This window comes from Anaerosolibacter sp. (assembly GCF_029240175.1).
GTDB lineage: Bacteria > Bacillota > Clostridia > Peptostreptococcales > Thermotaleaceae > Anaerosolibacter.
Genome location: NZ_JARBTM010000014.1, coordinates 64168 through 79935 on the forward strand (window position 1 = coordinate 64168; position 15768 = coordinate 79935).

General features: G+C 41.9%; 11 protein-coding genes and 1 other annotated feature. Of the genes, 10 read left to right on the forward strand and 1 reads right to left on the reverse strand.

All coding sequences use genetic code 11. The features are described 5' to 3' along the window. Positions 1-12 precede the first annotated feature (12 nt). From K0R93_RS11435 to K0R93_RS11445, 3 genes are read left to right on the forward strand one after another with little or no spacing between them, the layout of a single operon-like run. Positions 13-1074 carry a 3-methyl-2-oxobutanoate dehydrogenase subunit VorB gene (locus K0R93_RS11435; protein WP_300301337.1) on the forward strand — a complete coding sequence of 354 codons (1062 nt, stop codon included), beginning with the start codon at positions 13-15 and terminating at the stop codon, positions 1072-1074. Then, complete coding sequence (locus tag K0R93_RS11440) at positions 1074-1820, forward strand: thiamine pyrophosphate-dependent enzyme (RefSeq protein WP_300301339.1); 747 nt, start codon at positions 1074-1076, stop codon at positions 1818-1820. The genes K0R93_RS11435 and K0R93_RS11440 overlap by 1 nt, the downstream gene beginning before the upstream one ends. 1 nt (position 1821) lies before the next feature. Further along, on the forward strand, positions 1822-2364 hold the full coding sequence (locus K0R93_RS11445; RefSeq protein ID WP_300301341.1) for a 2-oxoacid:acceptor oxidoreductase family protein: 543 nt from the start codon (positions 1822-1824) through the stop codon (positions 2362-2364). A 593-nt stretch (positions 2365-2957) separates the two neighbouring features. Then, positions 2958-3229 (forward strand) — a binding site (T-box leader). A 36-nt stretch (positions 3230-3265) separates the two neighbouring features. Here the strand turns inward: K0R93_RS11445 and K0R93_RS11450 are convergent. Then, positions 3266-4504, reverse strand: a complete 1239-nt coding sequence (locus tag K0R93_RS11450) for a DUF401 family protein (protein ID WP_300301343.1) — start codon at positions 4502-4504, stop codon at positions 3266-3268. 245 nt (positions 4505-4749) lie between these two features. Here K0R93_RS11450 and K0R93_RS11455 point away from each other — a divergent pair, with 245 nt between their 5' ends. The 7 genes from K0R93_RS11455 to glmS all read left to right on the forward strand — a co-directional run bounded on the left by K0R93_RS11455 (position 4750) and on the right by glmS (position 15501). Next, positions 4750-5247, forward strand: coding sequence for a hypothetical protein (locus K0R93_RS11455; RefSeq protein WP_300301345.1), 498 nt, complete (start codon positions 4750-4752; stop codon positions 5245-5247). Positions 5248-5293: 46 nt separating this feature from the next. Beyond that, the gene (locus tag K0R93_RS11460) at positions 5294-6907 is read left to right on the forward strand and encodes a carbon starvation CstA family protein (protein ID WP_300301347.1); all 1614 of its coding nucleotides are present in this window, start codon (positions 5294-5296) and stop codon (positions 6905-6907) included. Positions 6908-6999: 92 nt separating this feature from the next. Further along, complete coding sequence (locus K0R93_RS11465; RefSeq protein ID WP_300301349.1) at positions 7000-8886, forward strand: sigma-54-dependent Fis family transcriptional regulator; 1887 nt, start codon at positions 7000-7002, stop codon at positions 8884-8886. Positions 8887-9161: 275 nt separating this feature from the next. Beyond that, positions 9162-10202 (forward strand): threonine aldolase family protein, encoded by a 1041-nt coding sequence (locus K0R93_RS11470; protein ID WP_300301351.1) that lies wholly within the window; start codon positions 9162-9164, stop codon positions 10200-10202. A 12-nt stretch (positions 10203-10214) separates the two neighbouring features. Next, a complete protein-coding gene (locus K0R93_RS11475) occupies positions 10215-11372 on the forward strand; it encodes a pyridoxal-phosphate-dependent aminotransferase family protein (protein WP_300301353.1) in 1158 nt (385 codons plus the stop codon). Positions 11373-11711: 339 nt separating this feature from the next. Further along, positions 11712-13058: a phosphoglucosamine mutase gene (glmM, locus tag K0R93_RS11480; protein WP_300301355.1), complete on the forward strand. Its 1347-nt coding sequence runs from the start codon at positions 11712-11714 to the stop codon at positions 13056-13058. A 613-nt stretch (positions 13059-13671) separates the two neighbouring features. Beyond that, positions 13672-15501, forward strand: a complete 1830-nt coding sequence (gene glmS, locus K0R93_RS11485) for a glutamine--fructose-6-phosphate transaminase (isomerizing) (protein ID WP_300301357.1) — start codon at positions 13672-13674, stop codon at positions 15499-15501. Positions 15502-15768: the final 267 nt, after the last annotated feature.

The following is a 15768-nucleotide window of genomic DNA, read 5'->3' on the forward strand; positions in this document are numbered from 1 at the left end:
AGGGGAAACGATATGGCTAAGATATTAATGAAAGGTAATGAAGCAATCGGCGCAGCTGCGATCAAAGCAGGATGTAAGTATTTCTTCGGTTATCCAATCACACCACAAAATGAGTTGCCAGAATTTATGTCAAGAGAGCTGCACAAAGTGGGAGGATGTTTCGTACAGGCAGAAAGTGAAGTTTCTGCTATTAATATGGTATATGGCGCTGCTGGTGCTGGTGCAAGGGTAATGACATCTTCATCATCTCCAGGGATTGCCTTAAAGCAAGAAGGAATCTCCTATATTGCTGGGGCAGAACTTCCTTGCGTAATCGTAAATATTTCTAGAGGGGGTCCAGGACTTGGTGGTATCCAACCAGCTCAGTCCGACTATTTCCAATCTACAAGAGGCGGCGGTAACGGAGACTATAGACTGCTTGTATTTGCGCCAGCCAGCTTGCAGGAAGCGGTTGACTGCACCATGGAAGCTTTTGACCTAGCGGATTACTACAGAAACCCTGTTATGGTTATTGGAGATGGTATGATAGGTCAGATGATGGAACCAATCGAGTTCAATGAACCTGTAAAGAGAGAACTTCCTGAGAAGGATTGGGCAACTGTGGGAACAAAGGGTGCAAGAAAACCAAATATCATTAACTCCCTAGCCTTAGATCCAGCAGAGTTGGAAAAACACAATATTAAGCTTCAGGCAAAATATAAAGAGATGGAAGAAAACGAAGTAAGATACGAAATGTACAATATGGAAGATGCAGAAGTAGTCATGGTATCCTATGGTACAACGGCTAGAATTGTAAAGAATGCTATCGCTGCATTAAAAGAAGAGGGAATCAATGTTGGTTTGATTCGACCAATTACATTATGGCCTTTCCCTCATAAGGCATTTGAAGAAATCCCAGCGACGACAAAAGCATTGTTGTCTGTTGAAATGAGCATGGGTCAAATGATCGATGACGTAAAAATTGCTAGCAGCGGCAGATGGCCAGTTCACTTCTACGGAAGAAGCGGCGGTATGATTCCTACACCAGATGCGATTGCAAACAAAGTAAAAGAAATCTTAGGGGGTGCAAGATAATGGCAGTAGTATTTCAAAGAACAAACGGCTTGACTGAAAAACCATTCCACTATTGTCCTGGATGTACCCACGGTGTAATCCATAGATTGGTTGGAGAAGTATTAGAAGAACTAGGAGTATTGGGAGATACCATCGGGGTAGCACCAGTAGGATGTTCCGTACTTGCTTATGATTATTTCAACTGTGATATGCACGAAGCTGCCCATGGTCGTGCGCCAGCCGTTGCTACAGGCATCAAGAGAGTACATCCAGATAAAGTGGTATTCACTTATCAGGGAGATGGTGACTTGGCTTCCATCGGTACAGCTGAAATTATCCATGTGGCCCACAGAGCAGAGAAGATTACAACGATCTTCGTAAACAATGCCATCTATGGGATGACTGGGGGACAAATGGCGCCAACTACATTGATCGGACAAAAAGCCACAACATCTCCATATGGTAGAGATGCTGCCCATTCAGGGATGCCATTAAGGGTATCTGAGATGATGGCTACAATCACAGGTGCTGTTTTCGTAGAGAGAGTTTCTGTAGATACACCTGCAAACATCAGAAAAACGAAAAAAGCCATTAAAAAGGCATTTGAAATACAGTTAGAAGGCAAAGGGTTCGGAATTGTGGAAATTCTTTCAACTTGTCCAACAAACTGGGGATTAACGCCAACGGAGTCCTTAACTTGGTTACAAGAAAATATGATTCCATACTATCCGTTAGGAAATTTCCGTACACCAGAGGAGGCGAAGTAATATGGCAACACAACAAGTAATTTGTGCTGGATTTGGTGGTCAAGGTGTTATGTCTATGGGTCAGCTTCTTACCTATGCAGGTATGATCGAAGGTAAGAATGTATCCTGGCTTCCATCCTATGGACCGGAAATGCGTGGTGGTACTGCAAACTGCAGCGTAGTCGTATCAGATAAGCCAGTAGGTTCTCCTATTATCACGGATGCAACCACTGCCATCGTAATGAATCTACCTTCAATGATCAAGTTCGAAAAAGACCTTGTGAAGGATGGGATCTTGTTGATCAACAGTTCCCTTATCGATAAAAAACCTTCTCGTGATGATGTTAAGGCATACTTTGTTCCTGCCAATGAGATCGCCAATGAGTTAGGTAATGCCAAGGTAGCCAACATGGTTATGCTAGGTGCATTCCTTGAGCTTACGAAGACAGTAGAAGTAGATTCCATTGTTGCAGCTTTAAAGAAGGTTTTCGGACCAGCCAAGGAGCATTTGGTTCCTATGAATAAAGATGCCCTTGAAAGAGGCGCAGCAGCCGTTAGAGCATAATTTAATAGATAATCTAGGTGACGCGTAGCAATACGCGTCATTTTTTATGTAGATAAGATAAAGGATGCGACACAATAGGGCGGGAAAACCCCGCCCCTACAAATGACTACAACGTCCGTAGGGGCAGGGTCATCCTGCCTGTCTTTTAGCAAATTTGTAGCAAATATAATAACACCGTAGGGAACGCGCCCCCGTGCCGTTCCACCATGTTGCAACCGGTATAACCGTCCTACAAACGGAAGGCCACAGGGGGCCTTCCCTACATAATGACAGAAGGGTTGGTATCTATGGTCTGCGGGCGATTCGTGAATCGCCCCTACTGGTCCAAAAGATATTCTGTAGGGATCGATGACCCATCGATCCGTGAATTTGAATTTATCTCTTAACCTTTGTAGGGTTGGACAACCCTGTCCAACCGCTGGTGTTGCTTTGCATCCTTCCTACAGATTTGCAGTACCACAAAACAAAATAATCTTAATTCGTAATATTGTATCTTGTATATACTTTAAAATATTCAAAAAAGTTTGTTTATTCTATTGACAAGGGTTCATATGCATAGTAAAATAAATTTTAATATTTCAAAAACTTCAAATAGAAAAGTAATGATGGAGAGAAAAATACCAGACTTGAGACTACAGAGAGCCAATGGTGCTGAGAATTGGCGTCAAAAGGGTATCGAATACTCACTCCTGAACTGCTGGGGCGAAAGGTTAAACGAGTAGACGCAGCCGGAATTCTGTCCATGGACAGAAATGCCACCGTTATAGGGCAAAAGTTAAGAGGAATACTTTTAACTTAAAGAGACAATTCATGTGAGTGGATTGTGAATTAGGGTGGTAACGCGAGAAAATCCCTCGTCCCTAGAGTACGGTAGACTGTTCTCTAGGGACGAGGGATTATTTTATTTTGCTAAGAAGTATACAAGAATCATGGCCCCATAAGTAGCAGGTAAGATATAGATATAATTCCTATACAAGTCCTTCAGCTTTACCTGGAAATATTCCAAGGTGAGTACCTGGCAAAGATGGATGGGGGAGATGTAGTAGAACATAAAGGATGTGGTGTAGACGAACATAGCGTACAAGAGTTTTGTATGGTAGTCAGGAGCCAATGGCAGGATCATGGGGAACAAAATTGCGATGCCCGGCTGGGTTGAACCCAATGGAAATGAAATGGCCGCGCAGGCGATGAAGATAATGAGTTCCATCGGAATTCCTTTTTCCAATAAGCTGTTCAAATAGACATAGATACCATCTAAATCATTTACAACATTTTTAAAGATCATGATACCAAGGATGACAACGATCATAGAAGGCTTGATCCCTTTGTAGAGGGTCATCCATAGACTTTCTTCCACATGATACTTTGGATCTTTTCTCTCATCTATCAGATGAATACCGATGCTTATCAGGATGCCAAACACCAAAGAAACATGGAAGGACAGCTGAAAAGCTACGACACCTAAAAGACTGATGAGAATCGGTGAACCATAATACAAAAATAGCATCATAGATTTGAAGTAATCACCCCAAGGCATGGCTTCAATCTGAGGGTCAGGCCTGCCTTTTAAGTAGAGAAAATAGCCTGCCACGTACATGACGAGGGCCATGGGAAGCTGAAGTTTAATAAAGTCCCATACGCTAAAGCCGCCTAACTGAGTAGCCAATAAAATTGTTGTGGATAAAGGAAAAACAAAATACAAGGCATGGCGAAAAATTAAGTTGATAGAAGCCATCTTGTCTCCCGGAAGCTCTAGACGCTTGCCGAGACTACCTACAACAGGACAAGACATGAGGGCACCACCAGTGACCAACAGCGTACCGATGATGGCAGGGGCCAAGAGAATCGTAGCCTTGGCACTACGAAGCATTCGCTCCAATACCTCGATCATTCGGTCCAATAGCATATACTTTTCCATAAGATTCCCCAAAATGGTGATAAGGGCAATGGTGAGGGCTAGGGTGAGGGTGGTATATTCACCGAATGTACGAAGAATCAATTGAATGAGATACTGAAAATTTTTACCGTTTAAAAGGGCCAAAAGAACAGCACCAATGGCTAGGGATAAACCCATATTTACTTTCCTGCTGACGAGGAACAGGGTAAGTCCCATGGATAGGAGCAGTGTTAGTACGATCATTGCATCACCTTTTCCTTTAAAATATTTGAAGTTTTGTTCAGAATAATGTCGTTATATTTATCATAGCTTAAACCAAGGGAAAGTTGAAGTATATTTTTCCCATACAAATGGAGTCCCAATTCTTGCCATTCATACACATATTTGTACCAATAAAACAAAAAAGCTTTTTAACATATCTGAAAATTAATACAATTCAATTAATCAAAATCGATGAAAACGCTTTCGAAGAAAAGAGGGGGATGCAGATGAGGGCAGAAGAATATTTAAATCTTTTAGAAACCCGCCTTGAGAGATATTTTGATATAGAGAAAAATATCATGTGTAGAAATATGGAAGTAGATATTTTTGCTAGATCCTTTATACGAAATGAAAGATATATTGCGAGCAAGAAACTTGCCGTATATGCCTATGAAAACAATGAATATTGTTTTGTCAAAAGATACAAAATGATTTCTGAAGAATCCTTAACACAGTTTACGGATTTCTTGAAAAATGCGGTGAATGACTATATCACACCCCACGGAGAACATATGTCCAGCGTACTTAGTGGAATTATGATTTTTGAAGAAGAGCCTGGGGAAGAAATAAGAAAACAATTAAAAGCTTTTAAATTTCATAAATCCTTTGCTTTTGGCTTTAAAGGTTGGGTGGACATCCGCTTGATTAGTGTTGTACTTGCCAGAGGCGAGGTGATTACCAATAAGAAAGGAAAGGAGGTACAGCAGTTTTACAAGGTATCATAGGATTTATAGACATTATAAGAGATAAAAAATGAAAAGGGGGATTATAATGAACTCATTATGGTTAGTAATTGGAAGTATTATCATTTTTAGTGTAGCCTATGTGACTTATGGTGCATGGCTAGCCAAACAGTGGGGGGTAGACCCTACAAGAAAGACTCCAGCCCATACCAAGAATGACGGTGTGGACTATGTGCCAGCAAAAGCACCAGTACTTTTAGGACATCACTTTGCATCCATCGCAGGTGCTGGGCCAATCGTAGGACCGATTCAAGCTGCAATCTTTGGTTGGGTTCCTGTTATGCTTTGGATCATCATTGGTGGTATTTTCTTCGGTGGTGTTCAGGATTTTAGTTCCCTATTTGCTTCTGTTCGTCATGATGGAAAATCCATTGGTGAAATCATTGAAGTTAACATGGGAAGAAAAGGAAAGCGCTTATTTGCAGTATTTGCATGGTTAACACTGCTTCTTGTTGTAGCTGCATTTACAAACATCGTTGCAAATACCTTTGTCAGTGTGCCTGAGGCAGCTTCAGCTTCTGTACTCTTTATGATTCTGGCTGTTGTATTTGGCTTTGCAGTATATAGAAGAGGCGTATCTTTAACAGTAGGCAGTATAATCGGCGTAGCTCTTCTGTTTGGATGTATCGCGTTAGGAAATATGTTACCATTAGCATTGGGTAAAAATACATGGATTGTTATCTTGATGGCATATATTTTCGTAGCTTCAGTTACACCTGTCTGGATTCTATTACAACCTAGAGACTATCTGAACTCATTCTTATTATATGCTATGATTTTAGGGGCAGTAATTGGATTGGTCGTCTACAGACCAGTGGTTGAATTGGCACCTTTTACAGGCTTTAATATCGGTGGGCAGTTCCTATTTCCAATGCTTTTTGTTACGGTAGCCTGTGGTGCTATTTCAGGTTTCCACTCTCTTGTTGGTTCTGGTACGTCATCAAAGCAGATGGACAATGAAGCTGATGCAAAGATAATAGGTTATGGTGGAATGTTAATTGAGTGTGTGCTAGCCGTGATCGCTATCATCACAGCAGCGTATTTATCAAAAGAAAAACTGGCAGAATTGTTGGCTGCTGGCGGACCAGTAAACGTATTTTCCGATGGTATCGGGGTATTTATGGCTCAATTTGGTATCCCATATACTGTAGGTAAATCCTTTGTTGCATTGGCTGTTTCAGCTTTTGCGTTGACCAGCTTAGACACAGCTACAAGACTAGGAAGATTTATATTCCAAGAGTTTTTTGAAGATCCAACAAAGCAAACACAAACTATACTTACCAATAGATATGTGTCCACAACGATTACGGTTGTATTGGGTGGATGGCTAGCTGTAGGTGGATATACAAAAATATGGCCGATATTCGGTTCAGCGAATCAACTCTTAGCAGCCCTTGCCTTGATTGCAGTAGCAGTATGGTTGAAAAATATTGGAAAGAACTACAGCATGTTTACTGTGCCTATGACGTTCATGTTTGTGGTAACTGTATGTGCCCTTGTGCTGCTTATTAAGTCCAACTTGGCAGCCGGTAATTACATCCTAGTAGTATTCCCAATTCTACTTCTAGTACTGTCTGTTATTCTGGCATTTGAAGCCTTCAAGGTGCTTAGCAGCAAGGAAACTCCAAAGGTAAAAGCATAATGATAATAAAAAGAAGGGCAGAAAAATCTGCCTTTCTTTTTGTTTGTAATAGTTTAAAATAGATATATATTGCTATTATCGGAGGAACGGAAATGAACAAAATTGGAATGATTGTACCGAAGGACTTGGTGAAAACTGCCACAGAAGCCATGAATGATTCTGGAGTAGAAATTACTCTTCTTGAGGGCTCTATGGATGAGGGGGTCAGGATGGTAAATGATTTGGAAGATAGTCCCTATGAAGTATTGATCGCAAGAGGAGGAACGGATGAACTCTTAAAGAAATCGGGGATTGAAATACCCATCGTGACAATACCCATTACCCCCACGGATATACTCCGAGCCATGAAGACTGGAGAAAAAAAGGGTTCGAAAATCGCGTTAATCGCATTTCAGAATATGATGCCTGCCATAAAGGGCTATGAAGAAGTGATGGAATATGAGATAGAAAAGTGTGTAGTAGAAAGTAGTAAAGAAGTAGAAGAAAAAATAGCTATGTTTGCTGCAGAAGGATTTGATACCATCATCGGCGGCGGTATTGTTGGTGATTTAGGGACAAAATATGGTGTCAATACAATAGTAATCAATACGGGTAAAGATGTGATTCTTCGGTCGATCCTAGAGGCCAAACGATTGGCAGCCGCCATGAGAGAGGAAAAAGAGAAAGGTGAAAAGTTCAGGACAGTGGTAGAATACGCATATGATGGAATCATATCTATTGACAGGGACGGGAGAATAAATGTCCTTAATCCATCGGCAGAAAACCTATTAAGGAAAAAGAATCCGAGACTGATTGGAAAGAACATTCAAGAGGTGTTTCCTCAGATAGACTTGGTAGATACCTTAAATCGAGGGGTTGAGGAAACCGAAGTCATCAAGAACATTCATGGCAGTCCCTTTATCTTCTCTAAGATTCCTATTCATGTTGAGAAGGAGACCATTGGTGCCATCGCTATTTTCCAGGATACGGGAAAAATTCAGCGGATGGAGGAAAAAATACGAAGGGAATCTGTAAAAACAGGTCATTTTGCCAGATATATCTTTGATAATATACAAAGTGTCAGTGACGTGATGAGAGAATCTATTCAAATCGCAAAGGAATATGCCAAGACCCATTCCACCGTATTGATTGAGGGTGAAACGGGTACTGGGAAAGAGATTGTGGCTCAGAGTATCCATAACGCCAGCAGGCGAGCCCATGATCCCTTCGTAGCGGTGAACTGTGCAGCCTTGCCTGAGAGTTTACTGGAGTCCGAGCTGTTCGGGTATGTACCGGGAGCGTTTACAGGGGCAGACCGTAAAGGGAAGAAAGGAATTTTTGAGCTGGCCCATGGAGGCACGATCTTTCTAGATGAGATTTCAGAGATCCATCCACGGCTTCAGGGGCGGCTGCTTCGCGTGATTCAAGAAAAACAGGTGATGCGGATTGGGGACAATCGTGTTATTCCTATAGATGTAAGGATAATTGCTGCGACCAATAGAAATCTGGAACAGCTGGTGGAGGAAGGTCATTTTCGAGAGGATTTGTATTACCGACTAAATGTGCTAAGGCTTCTACTGCCATCATTGCGGGAACGGCGAGAGGATATCCCCCTTTTGCTAGAGCATTTTCTTCAGCAATATAGTGAGCGAATGGGTAAGGAGAAAATTTGTATGGAGAAAGATGCCCTAGAGACGCTGTGTCAATATCCATGGAAAGGCAACGTGAGAGAGCTTAAAAACTTCGCAGAACGACTGGTGGTGATGGAACAGAAAACTACCATCCAAGAGAGCGACCTTAAGGAGCGGTTTTTGGGTAGAGGGAACAAACCCCAAAAGGTGAAGCAGGAGGTGCAGCTCGCCAATGTAGAGAAAAATACAATAGAGCAAGTCCTTCTTCAGCATGGAGGCAATATATCCAAAGCAGCAGTGATGCTAGGAACATCTCGGACTACCCTGTGGAGAAAGTTGAAGAAATATGGTATCAATGTTTCAAAGTGAAATCATATATGTTTCGATATGAAACTAAAAATAGTGCTTTTGATCTTGATGCAATAGGCTGTAGGCTTTATTTGCGGCATACATAAAACCGTTGGAAACCCTGTAGGGAACGACGCCCCTGTCGTTCCGAGGATTGAATACAGCTTGAAATTCCATATTCATATCATATTGGCACAGCTCTTGCTTTATTAGATCAGGGGCATAAGAAACATTTATATGATAAAGGAACATACTATAGGATAAGATTTTCTAAATGTTGAAGGAAGGGTGATACAATGAAGGAATATATTGATCTGCGTTCTGATACGGTAACCCAGCCGACCCAGGAAATGAGAGAAGCCATGTTTCGTGCTGTGGTAGGGGATGACATCATGGGAGAGGACCCTACGGTCAGGGAACTGGAAACCCTATCGGCAGATATTTTGGGGAAAGAGGATGCCCTCTTTGTAACATCGGGAACATTGGGGAATCAAATTGCAGTGATGGCATTGACCAATCGTGGAGAAGAAGTGATCGTAGGAGATACCTCCCATATCTTTAATCTAGAGGTAGGTGCTTTGGCAGCATTGTCTCAAGTACAGACAAGACCTATAGAAGTGCCCATGGGAACCTATGATATTGAAAGAATGGAAGCCTTGATACAAGAGGAAGGCATTCAACGGGCGAAAACATCTTTGATATGTGTTGAGAATACAAACAATCTAAATGCAGGATTTGTGGTGCCGCTGGAAAATATCAACGCAGTATGTGCTTTAGGAAGAAAACACAATATACCTGTTCACCTAGATGGGGCTAGAATCTTCAATGCCGAAGTAGCCTCCAAGGTACCTGTGAAGGAAATTGTACAGGAAGTAGATACGGTGATGTTTGCCCTTACCAAGGGATTGGGATCACCTTTTGGAGCCATGCTGGCTGGAAATAAGGATTTTATCAAAAAAGCACGCTGGATCAAGCAAAGATTGGGCGGAGGATTTAGACAAGCAGGATTCTTGGCTGCACCGGGAATCGTAGCCCTCAAAACCATGATGCCTCAGATGGAAATAGACCACCAAAATGCCCAGGTATTGGGAAAAGGTTTATCTGCCATAGACGGGTTAAAGGTAGATACCACAAGAATCCATACCAACATCGTTACTGGGTCTGTGGAAGGACTGCCGATTACTATCGATGGATTCTTAACGAAGCTTATGGATGCTGGCATCAAAGCAAAACGAATTTCAAATACATCCTTCCGTATGGTAACCCACTTAGGTATAGAAGAGCAGCATATCAAGGAAACGCTTAGGGTTGTGGAACAGATTATTTCAAACTTATAAAGGGGTGTAAGCATGGAAAGAAGACAATATTTACAGATACCAGGCCCAACCAATGTACCCGATCGGATTTTAAGAAGCCTTTCGAAGCCTTTGATCAATCACCGAGGACCAGAGTTCGAACTTTTAGTAGAACAATGTATCGCGGGTCTAAAAAAGGTATTCCGTACCCAAAATGATGTTTTGATTTTCCCAAGCTCAGGAAGCGGTACGTTGGAGTCAGCCATCGTCAATTTACTTTCTCCTGGAGATACCATGGTGGCTGTTTCCCAAGGGTTATTCAGTGAGCGGATGGCTGCTATTGGAGAAAAGTTTGGCATCAACGTATTACGGATCAATAAGGCATGGGGTGAGGCAGCAAACGTTGATGAAATCGAAGCCTTGCTCAGCCAAGATACAGAGAAAAAGATCAAGGCCGTATGCTTACCGCAGAATGAAACCACATCAGCCATTACCAATGACATAGAAGGCATTGCAAAAATGATGAAGAAAAGCGAACATCCAGCATTGCTCGTAGTAGATGCCATCAGCTCCTTGGCATGTCTTCCCCTTGAAACGGATGAATGGGGAATCGATGTGGTGATTACTGCATCTCAAAAAGGCTTGATGCTGCCGCCGGGGCTGGGCATTGTGTCTTTGAATGACAGAGCTTGGCTGCAGGCAGAGCAGTCTAAAATGCCAAAGTGGTATTGGGACTACAATGCAGTGCGGGAAAAAATGAAAGGTGGCCAATTCCCCTATACGCCAGCTACCACCCTATTGTTTGGACTGAAGGAAGCTTTGGATATCTTGGCGGAAGAAGGCATCGAAAAAGTGTGGGAAAGACATGAATTGATGGGTAAAGCCGTAAGAAATGCCGTCCATGCCATGGGACTTACCTTGTTTGCAGAGGAAGCCTATGCGTCTGATACGGTAACTTCCATCAGCATGCCAGAAGATATCCAGTACAAAGAACTGGCCAGTATGCTCAATAAGGACTATGGCGTTGTAATCGGCGGAGGCTTACAGCAGCTCCAAGGAAAGATTTTCCGAATCGGCCACCTAGGCGCTGTGCATCAACTGGATGTATATGCAGTGATGGGTGCAGTGGAAATGACCCTCTATCGTTTGGGGTACAATGTAGAATTAGGAACAGCTGCCAAAGCCGTGGCGAAGACATTTTTAAAGGAATAAACCATGGGACCATCGACAAATGTCGGTGGTTTTGTATGTTTTTGTTTTTTATTGGAAAAAAGTGCGTATAAAAGTAAAAAGTACTAGAAGGAATCAGCGAAGAAAAGAAGAAATAAATATAGGACTCAAGTCTTACTTTTTTCTTGATGAAAAACACAGAGAAAACCAATGATTTGAATGGAATAGAAAAGTATGATAAAATGTATAAGATTCACCTAAAATAAAAGGAATTTACGTACTTATATTGTAGGGAACGACGCCCTCGTCGTTCCGCAAAAATAGAAAATTATAACCTAGATAGATAGAAAAGATAGAGAAAATGGGAGGGGATTTAGGCGCATGGGCAAATTGTTTGGAACGGATGGGGTGCGGGGCATTGCCAACACAGAATTAACAGCAGAACTAGCATATCAGCTAGGTAGGGCAGGAGCCTATATTTTAACAGGCGGTAAGAAAAAAGCAAAGATTGTTATCGGAAGAGACACGAGAATATCCGGAGATATGCTGAAATCAGCCCTTGTGGCAGGAATACTTTCTACAGGTTCTGATGCTTTATGTGTGGGGGTTGTACCGACACCGGCGGTGGCTTATTTGACAAGACATTATGGTGCCGATGCAGGCGTTGTGATTTCCGCATCCCACAATCCTGTGGAATACAATGGAATCAAGTTTTTTAATAAAGACGGGTTTAAATTACCTGATGAAGTAGAAGAGCAGATTGAAGCAATCATCCACAATGGAGGTTTTATCGATCTTCATCCTACGGGTGGAAACCTAGGAAAAAAAGTAGAGATAGACGATGCCATCAAACAATACTCCAGCTTTTTAAAGAGTACGATCAACGTAGACCTTAGAGGTTTAAAAGTGGCTGTAGACTGTGCCAATGGGGCTGCTTATGTGGCTGCGCCATCGGTACTATCTGCCTTAGGGGCGGAAATAAAAATCATTCACCATAAGCCTGATGGTTTAAACATCAACCTGGACTGTGGTTCAACCCATCCAGGAGATGTTCAAAAGCTTGTACAAGATTGGGGCGCTGATGTGGGGTTAGCCTTTGATGGTGATGCAGACCGATTGATCGCTGTGGATGAAAAAGGACAGCTGGTTGATGGCGATAAAATATTGACAATTTGCGGCTGTAGTCTAAAAGAAAAGGGCCAGCTGCCTCACAATACAATCGTAGCTACGGTCATGAGTAATATTGGTTTAGATATCGCGTTGAAAAAATGTGGCTGTAAAGCAGAAAAAACCAATGTGGGAGACCGATATGTACTGGAGAAGATGAAGGAAGAGGGATATGTCCTCGGGGGAGAACAATCTGGTCATATCATTTTTTTACAGCACAACACCACTGGTGACGGGTTGTTGTCAGCACTACAATTATTGGCTGTGATGAAAGAGAAAGAGCAGTCATTATCCAAACTGGCAGGTGTGATGACCGATTATCCTCAAGTGTTGATCAATGCCAAAGTAAGCAACAGCAAAAAGAATAAATATATGGAAGACGAAGTGATCGTAAAGGAAATTACCAAGCTGGAAGAATTAATGGATGGCGAAGGTCGCGTATTGATTCGTCCTTCTGGAACAGAACCTTTGGTAAGAGTAATGCTAGAGGGGAAAAATGAAAGCCAATTAAGGGAATTGGCCCTTGAACTGGCAAAATTAATTGAGGAAAGATTACAGTAATAGGCAATTCTATATAGGTTGTTGCATAAATTGTAATATAACACATGGGTCCGGAGAACCCGGGCTCATGAAAACCTTCTAAAACTGGGGAAATATGGGACGTATTGTGGCCCGTTGACAAAAATTTGAATACGTATTATACTTAATCGTCAGAATGTTGAAAGGGGTGAGGCTTATCGAGAGAGATAGACAGGAAAATTAAATATTACTGAAGCGCCAGAACTTAGATCCAGACCGGAAAACAGGATGTAAGTTGACGAGGACATGGTTTAGCGAAGATTCGGCGGATGCCATGCGGTGAATAGCCACCACCGAGAAAGATCGGACAAAACCCGTAAGTGATTATGGGCACAAACAACGATCGGGTGGCTGAAAAACCCATAAAGTGTGGGTCTTTTTGTAATTCCTAAAATCTAAACAATTTGGGAAAACTAGGTATGTGATAGGAAAAAAGGAAAATTCCTATTCACACATCTGTATTTATTTGCGCCTTTAAACGGAAACTTATTATTCCATGTAGGGAACAGGCATGCCTGTTCCGAGGTGGAGAACGACGCCCTCGTCGTTCCGCTAAAAAAATCAAAATATAAATAACCGAGAGGAGACTATAATTATGTGTGGTATTGTTGGATATATTGGAGATAGAGAAGCAACATCTGTATTGATTGAAGGTTTATCAAGACTTGAATATAGAGGATATGACTCAGCGGGTATCGCTGTTCATACGGATGGAGAAATCAAAGTAAGAAAGTTTAAAGGAAGATTGAGCGTTTTAGCGGATCATCTTAAAGAAGAAACAATCAGTGGTGTGGTTGGAATCGGCCATACAAGATGGGCAACTCACGGAGAACCATCCGATAGAAATGCCCACCCCCATACAAACGTGGCAGGAAACATCGCCGTGATCCACAATGGAATCATCGAAAACTACATGAAGATCAAGGAATGGTTGATCGAAGAAAAGGGTATCGTATTCAAATCAGAAACGGATACAGAGGTAATCGCTCACTTGGTTGATCATTTTTATGAAGGTGATTTACTGCAGGCCGTATACAAGACCATTGAAAAGATGGAAGGTGCCTATGCCCTTGGCGTAGTGTGCAAGGAAGAGCCAGATAAAATCGTGGCAGTAAGAAAAGACAGTCCGTTGATCATAGGTCTTGGAGAAGGAGAAAACTTCATTGCTTCAGACATACCAGCTTTATTAAAGTATACAAGAAAAATGCATCTGATCGAAAATGATGAGGTTGTATTACTTACAAAAGACGGTGTGACCATCTTCAATGAGTTAGGTCAGAAAATGGAAAGAGACATATTCCATGTAACTTGGGATGCAGAAGCAGCTGAGAAAGAAGGCTATGAGCACTTCATGATCAAGGAAATCCATGAGCAGCCTAAGGGTATCTCAGAAACTTTATTAAGAAGATTAGACAAAGATAACAACATCAACTTAGATGGTATCAAGCTGACGAAGGAAGATTTAGAGAAGATCAACAAGGTCTATATCGTGGCTTGCGGAACAGCGTACCATTCAGGTCTGGTAGGTAGATATGCCATTGAGAAATTTGCAAAGATTCCAGTAGAAGTGGATGTGGCATCAGAATTTAGATATAGAGATCCATTTATCGATGAAAACACACTATTTATCGCCGTTACTCAATCGGGAGAAACGTTAGATACTTTGGCTGCATTAAGAGAAGCAAAGAGAAAAGGTGCAAGAATACTATCTGTTGTAAACGTGGTAGGAAGCTCCGTGGCGAGAGAGTCCGATGATGTATTCTATACATGGGCAGGACCTGAGATCGCAGTAGCATCTACAAAGGCTTATACAACACAGTTGGTAGCGCTATACTTGTTAGCACTTCATATGGCCATGGAAAAAGGTACCCTAGACAGAGCGAAGTATGAAGAAATCATCGAAGAACTAAAGAAAATGCCTGAGAAGGTACAAAAAGTATTAGATAATATGGATACGATCCAACACTTGGCAGATGGCCAGTTTAACAACGAGAGTGTATTCTACATGGGAAGAGGCGCAGACGTAAACGTAGCCCATGAAGGATCATTGAAGTTGAAGGAAATCTCCTACATTAACTCCTTTGCTATCGCTGCAGGAGAGTTAAAGCACGGTACCATCGCATTGATCGAAGATGGTACATTGGTTGTGGCACTGGCTACCCAGGATCATTTATATGAGAAGATGTTATCTAACATCCAAGAGGTGAGAGCAAGGGGTGCCTATGTAGTAGGTGTGGCGAAGGAAGGCAACAAAGAGATCGAGAAGACAGCAGACGTGGTACTATATATCCCAGATACAATGGATGAATTAACACCGATCTTAAGTGTTGTTCCATTGCAATTGATGGCATACTACATCGCCGTAGCAAGAGGCTGCGACGTAGATAAGCCAAAGAACTTAGCGAAGTCCGTAACAGTAGAATAGAGTGATTAGGGTGTTTGGAATTATATTCCAAACACCCTTTTTATGATATAATGAATTAAAAAGATGTAAAATCATTACGAAAAAAGACGAATAAGTAAAAATTGTAAATTTGATAAACTGCTACCAGGTTTTGCTGTATATAGTAAGCAAGGACTGGTCTGGACCCCCAAAAGTATACAAAATGAGGACGATCATGTATGCTAAATTATAGGGGTGATGGCGATGGCTAGGAAGTACAGTGATGAGTTTAAGATGACGGTAATTCAA

Coding starts and splice junctions, on each gene's coding strand:
- K0R93_RS11435 (WP_300301337.1), top strand. CDS start 13: ATGGCTAAGATATTAATGAAAGGTAATGAAGCAATCGGCGCAGCTGCG.
- K0R93_RS11440 (WP_300301339.1), top strand. CDS start 1,074: ATGGCAGTAGTATTTCAAAGAACAAACGGCTTGACTGAAAAACCATTC.
- K0R93_RS11445 (WP_300301341.1), top strand. CDS start 1,822: ATGGCAACACAACAAGTAATTTGTGCTGGATTTGGTGGTCAAGGTGTT.
- K0R93_RS11450 (WP_300301343.1), bottom strand. CDS start 4,504: ATGATCGTACTAACACTGCTCCTATCCATGGGACTTACCCTGTTCCTC.
- K0R93_RS11455 (WP_300301345.1), top strand. CDS start 4,750: ATGAGGGCAGAAGAATATTTAAATCTTTTAGAAACCCGCCTTGAGAGA.
- K0R93_RS11460 (WP_300301347.1), top strand. CDS start 5,294: ATGAACTCATTATGGTTAGTAATTGGAAGTATTATCATTTTTAGTGTA.
- K0R93_RS11465 (WP_300301349.1), top strand. CDS start 7,000: ATGAACAAAATTGGAATGATTGTACCGAAGGACTTGGTGAAAACTGCC.
- K0R93_RS11470 (WP_300301351.1), top strand. CDS start 9,162: ATGAAGGAATATATTGATCTGCGTTCTGATACGGTAACCCAGCCGACC.
- K0R93_RS11475 (WP_300301353.1), top strand. CDS start 10,215: ATGGAAAGAAGACAATATTTACAGATACCAGGCCCAACCAATGTACCC.
- glmM (WP_300301355.1), top strand. CDS start 11,712: ATGGGCAAATTGTTTGGAACGGATGGGGTGCGGGGCATTGCCAACACA.
- glmS (WP_300301357.1), top strand. CDS start 13,672: ATGTGTGGTATTGTTGGATATATTGGAGATAGAGAAGCAACATCTGTA.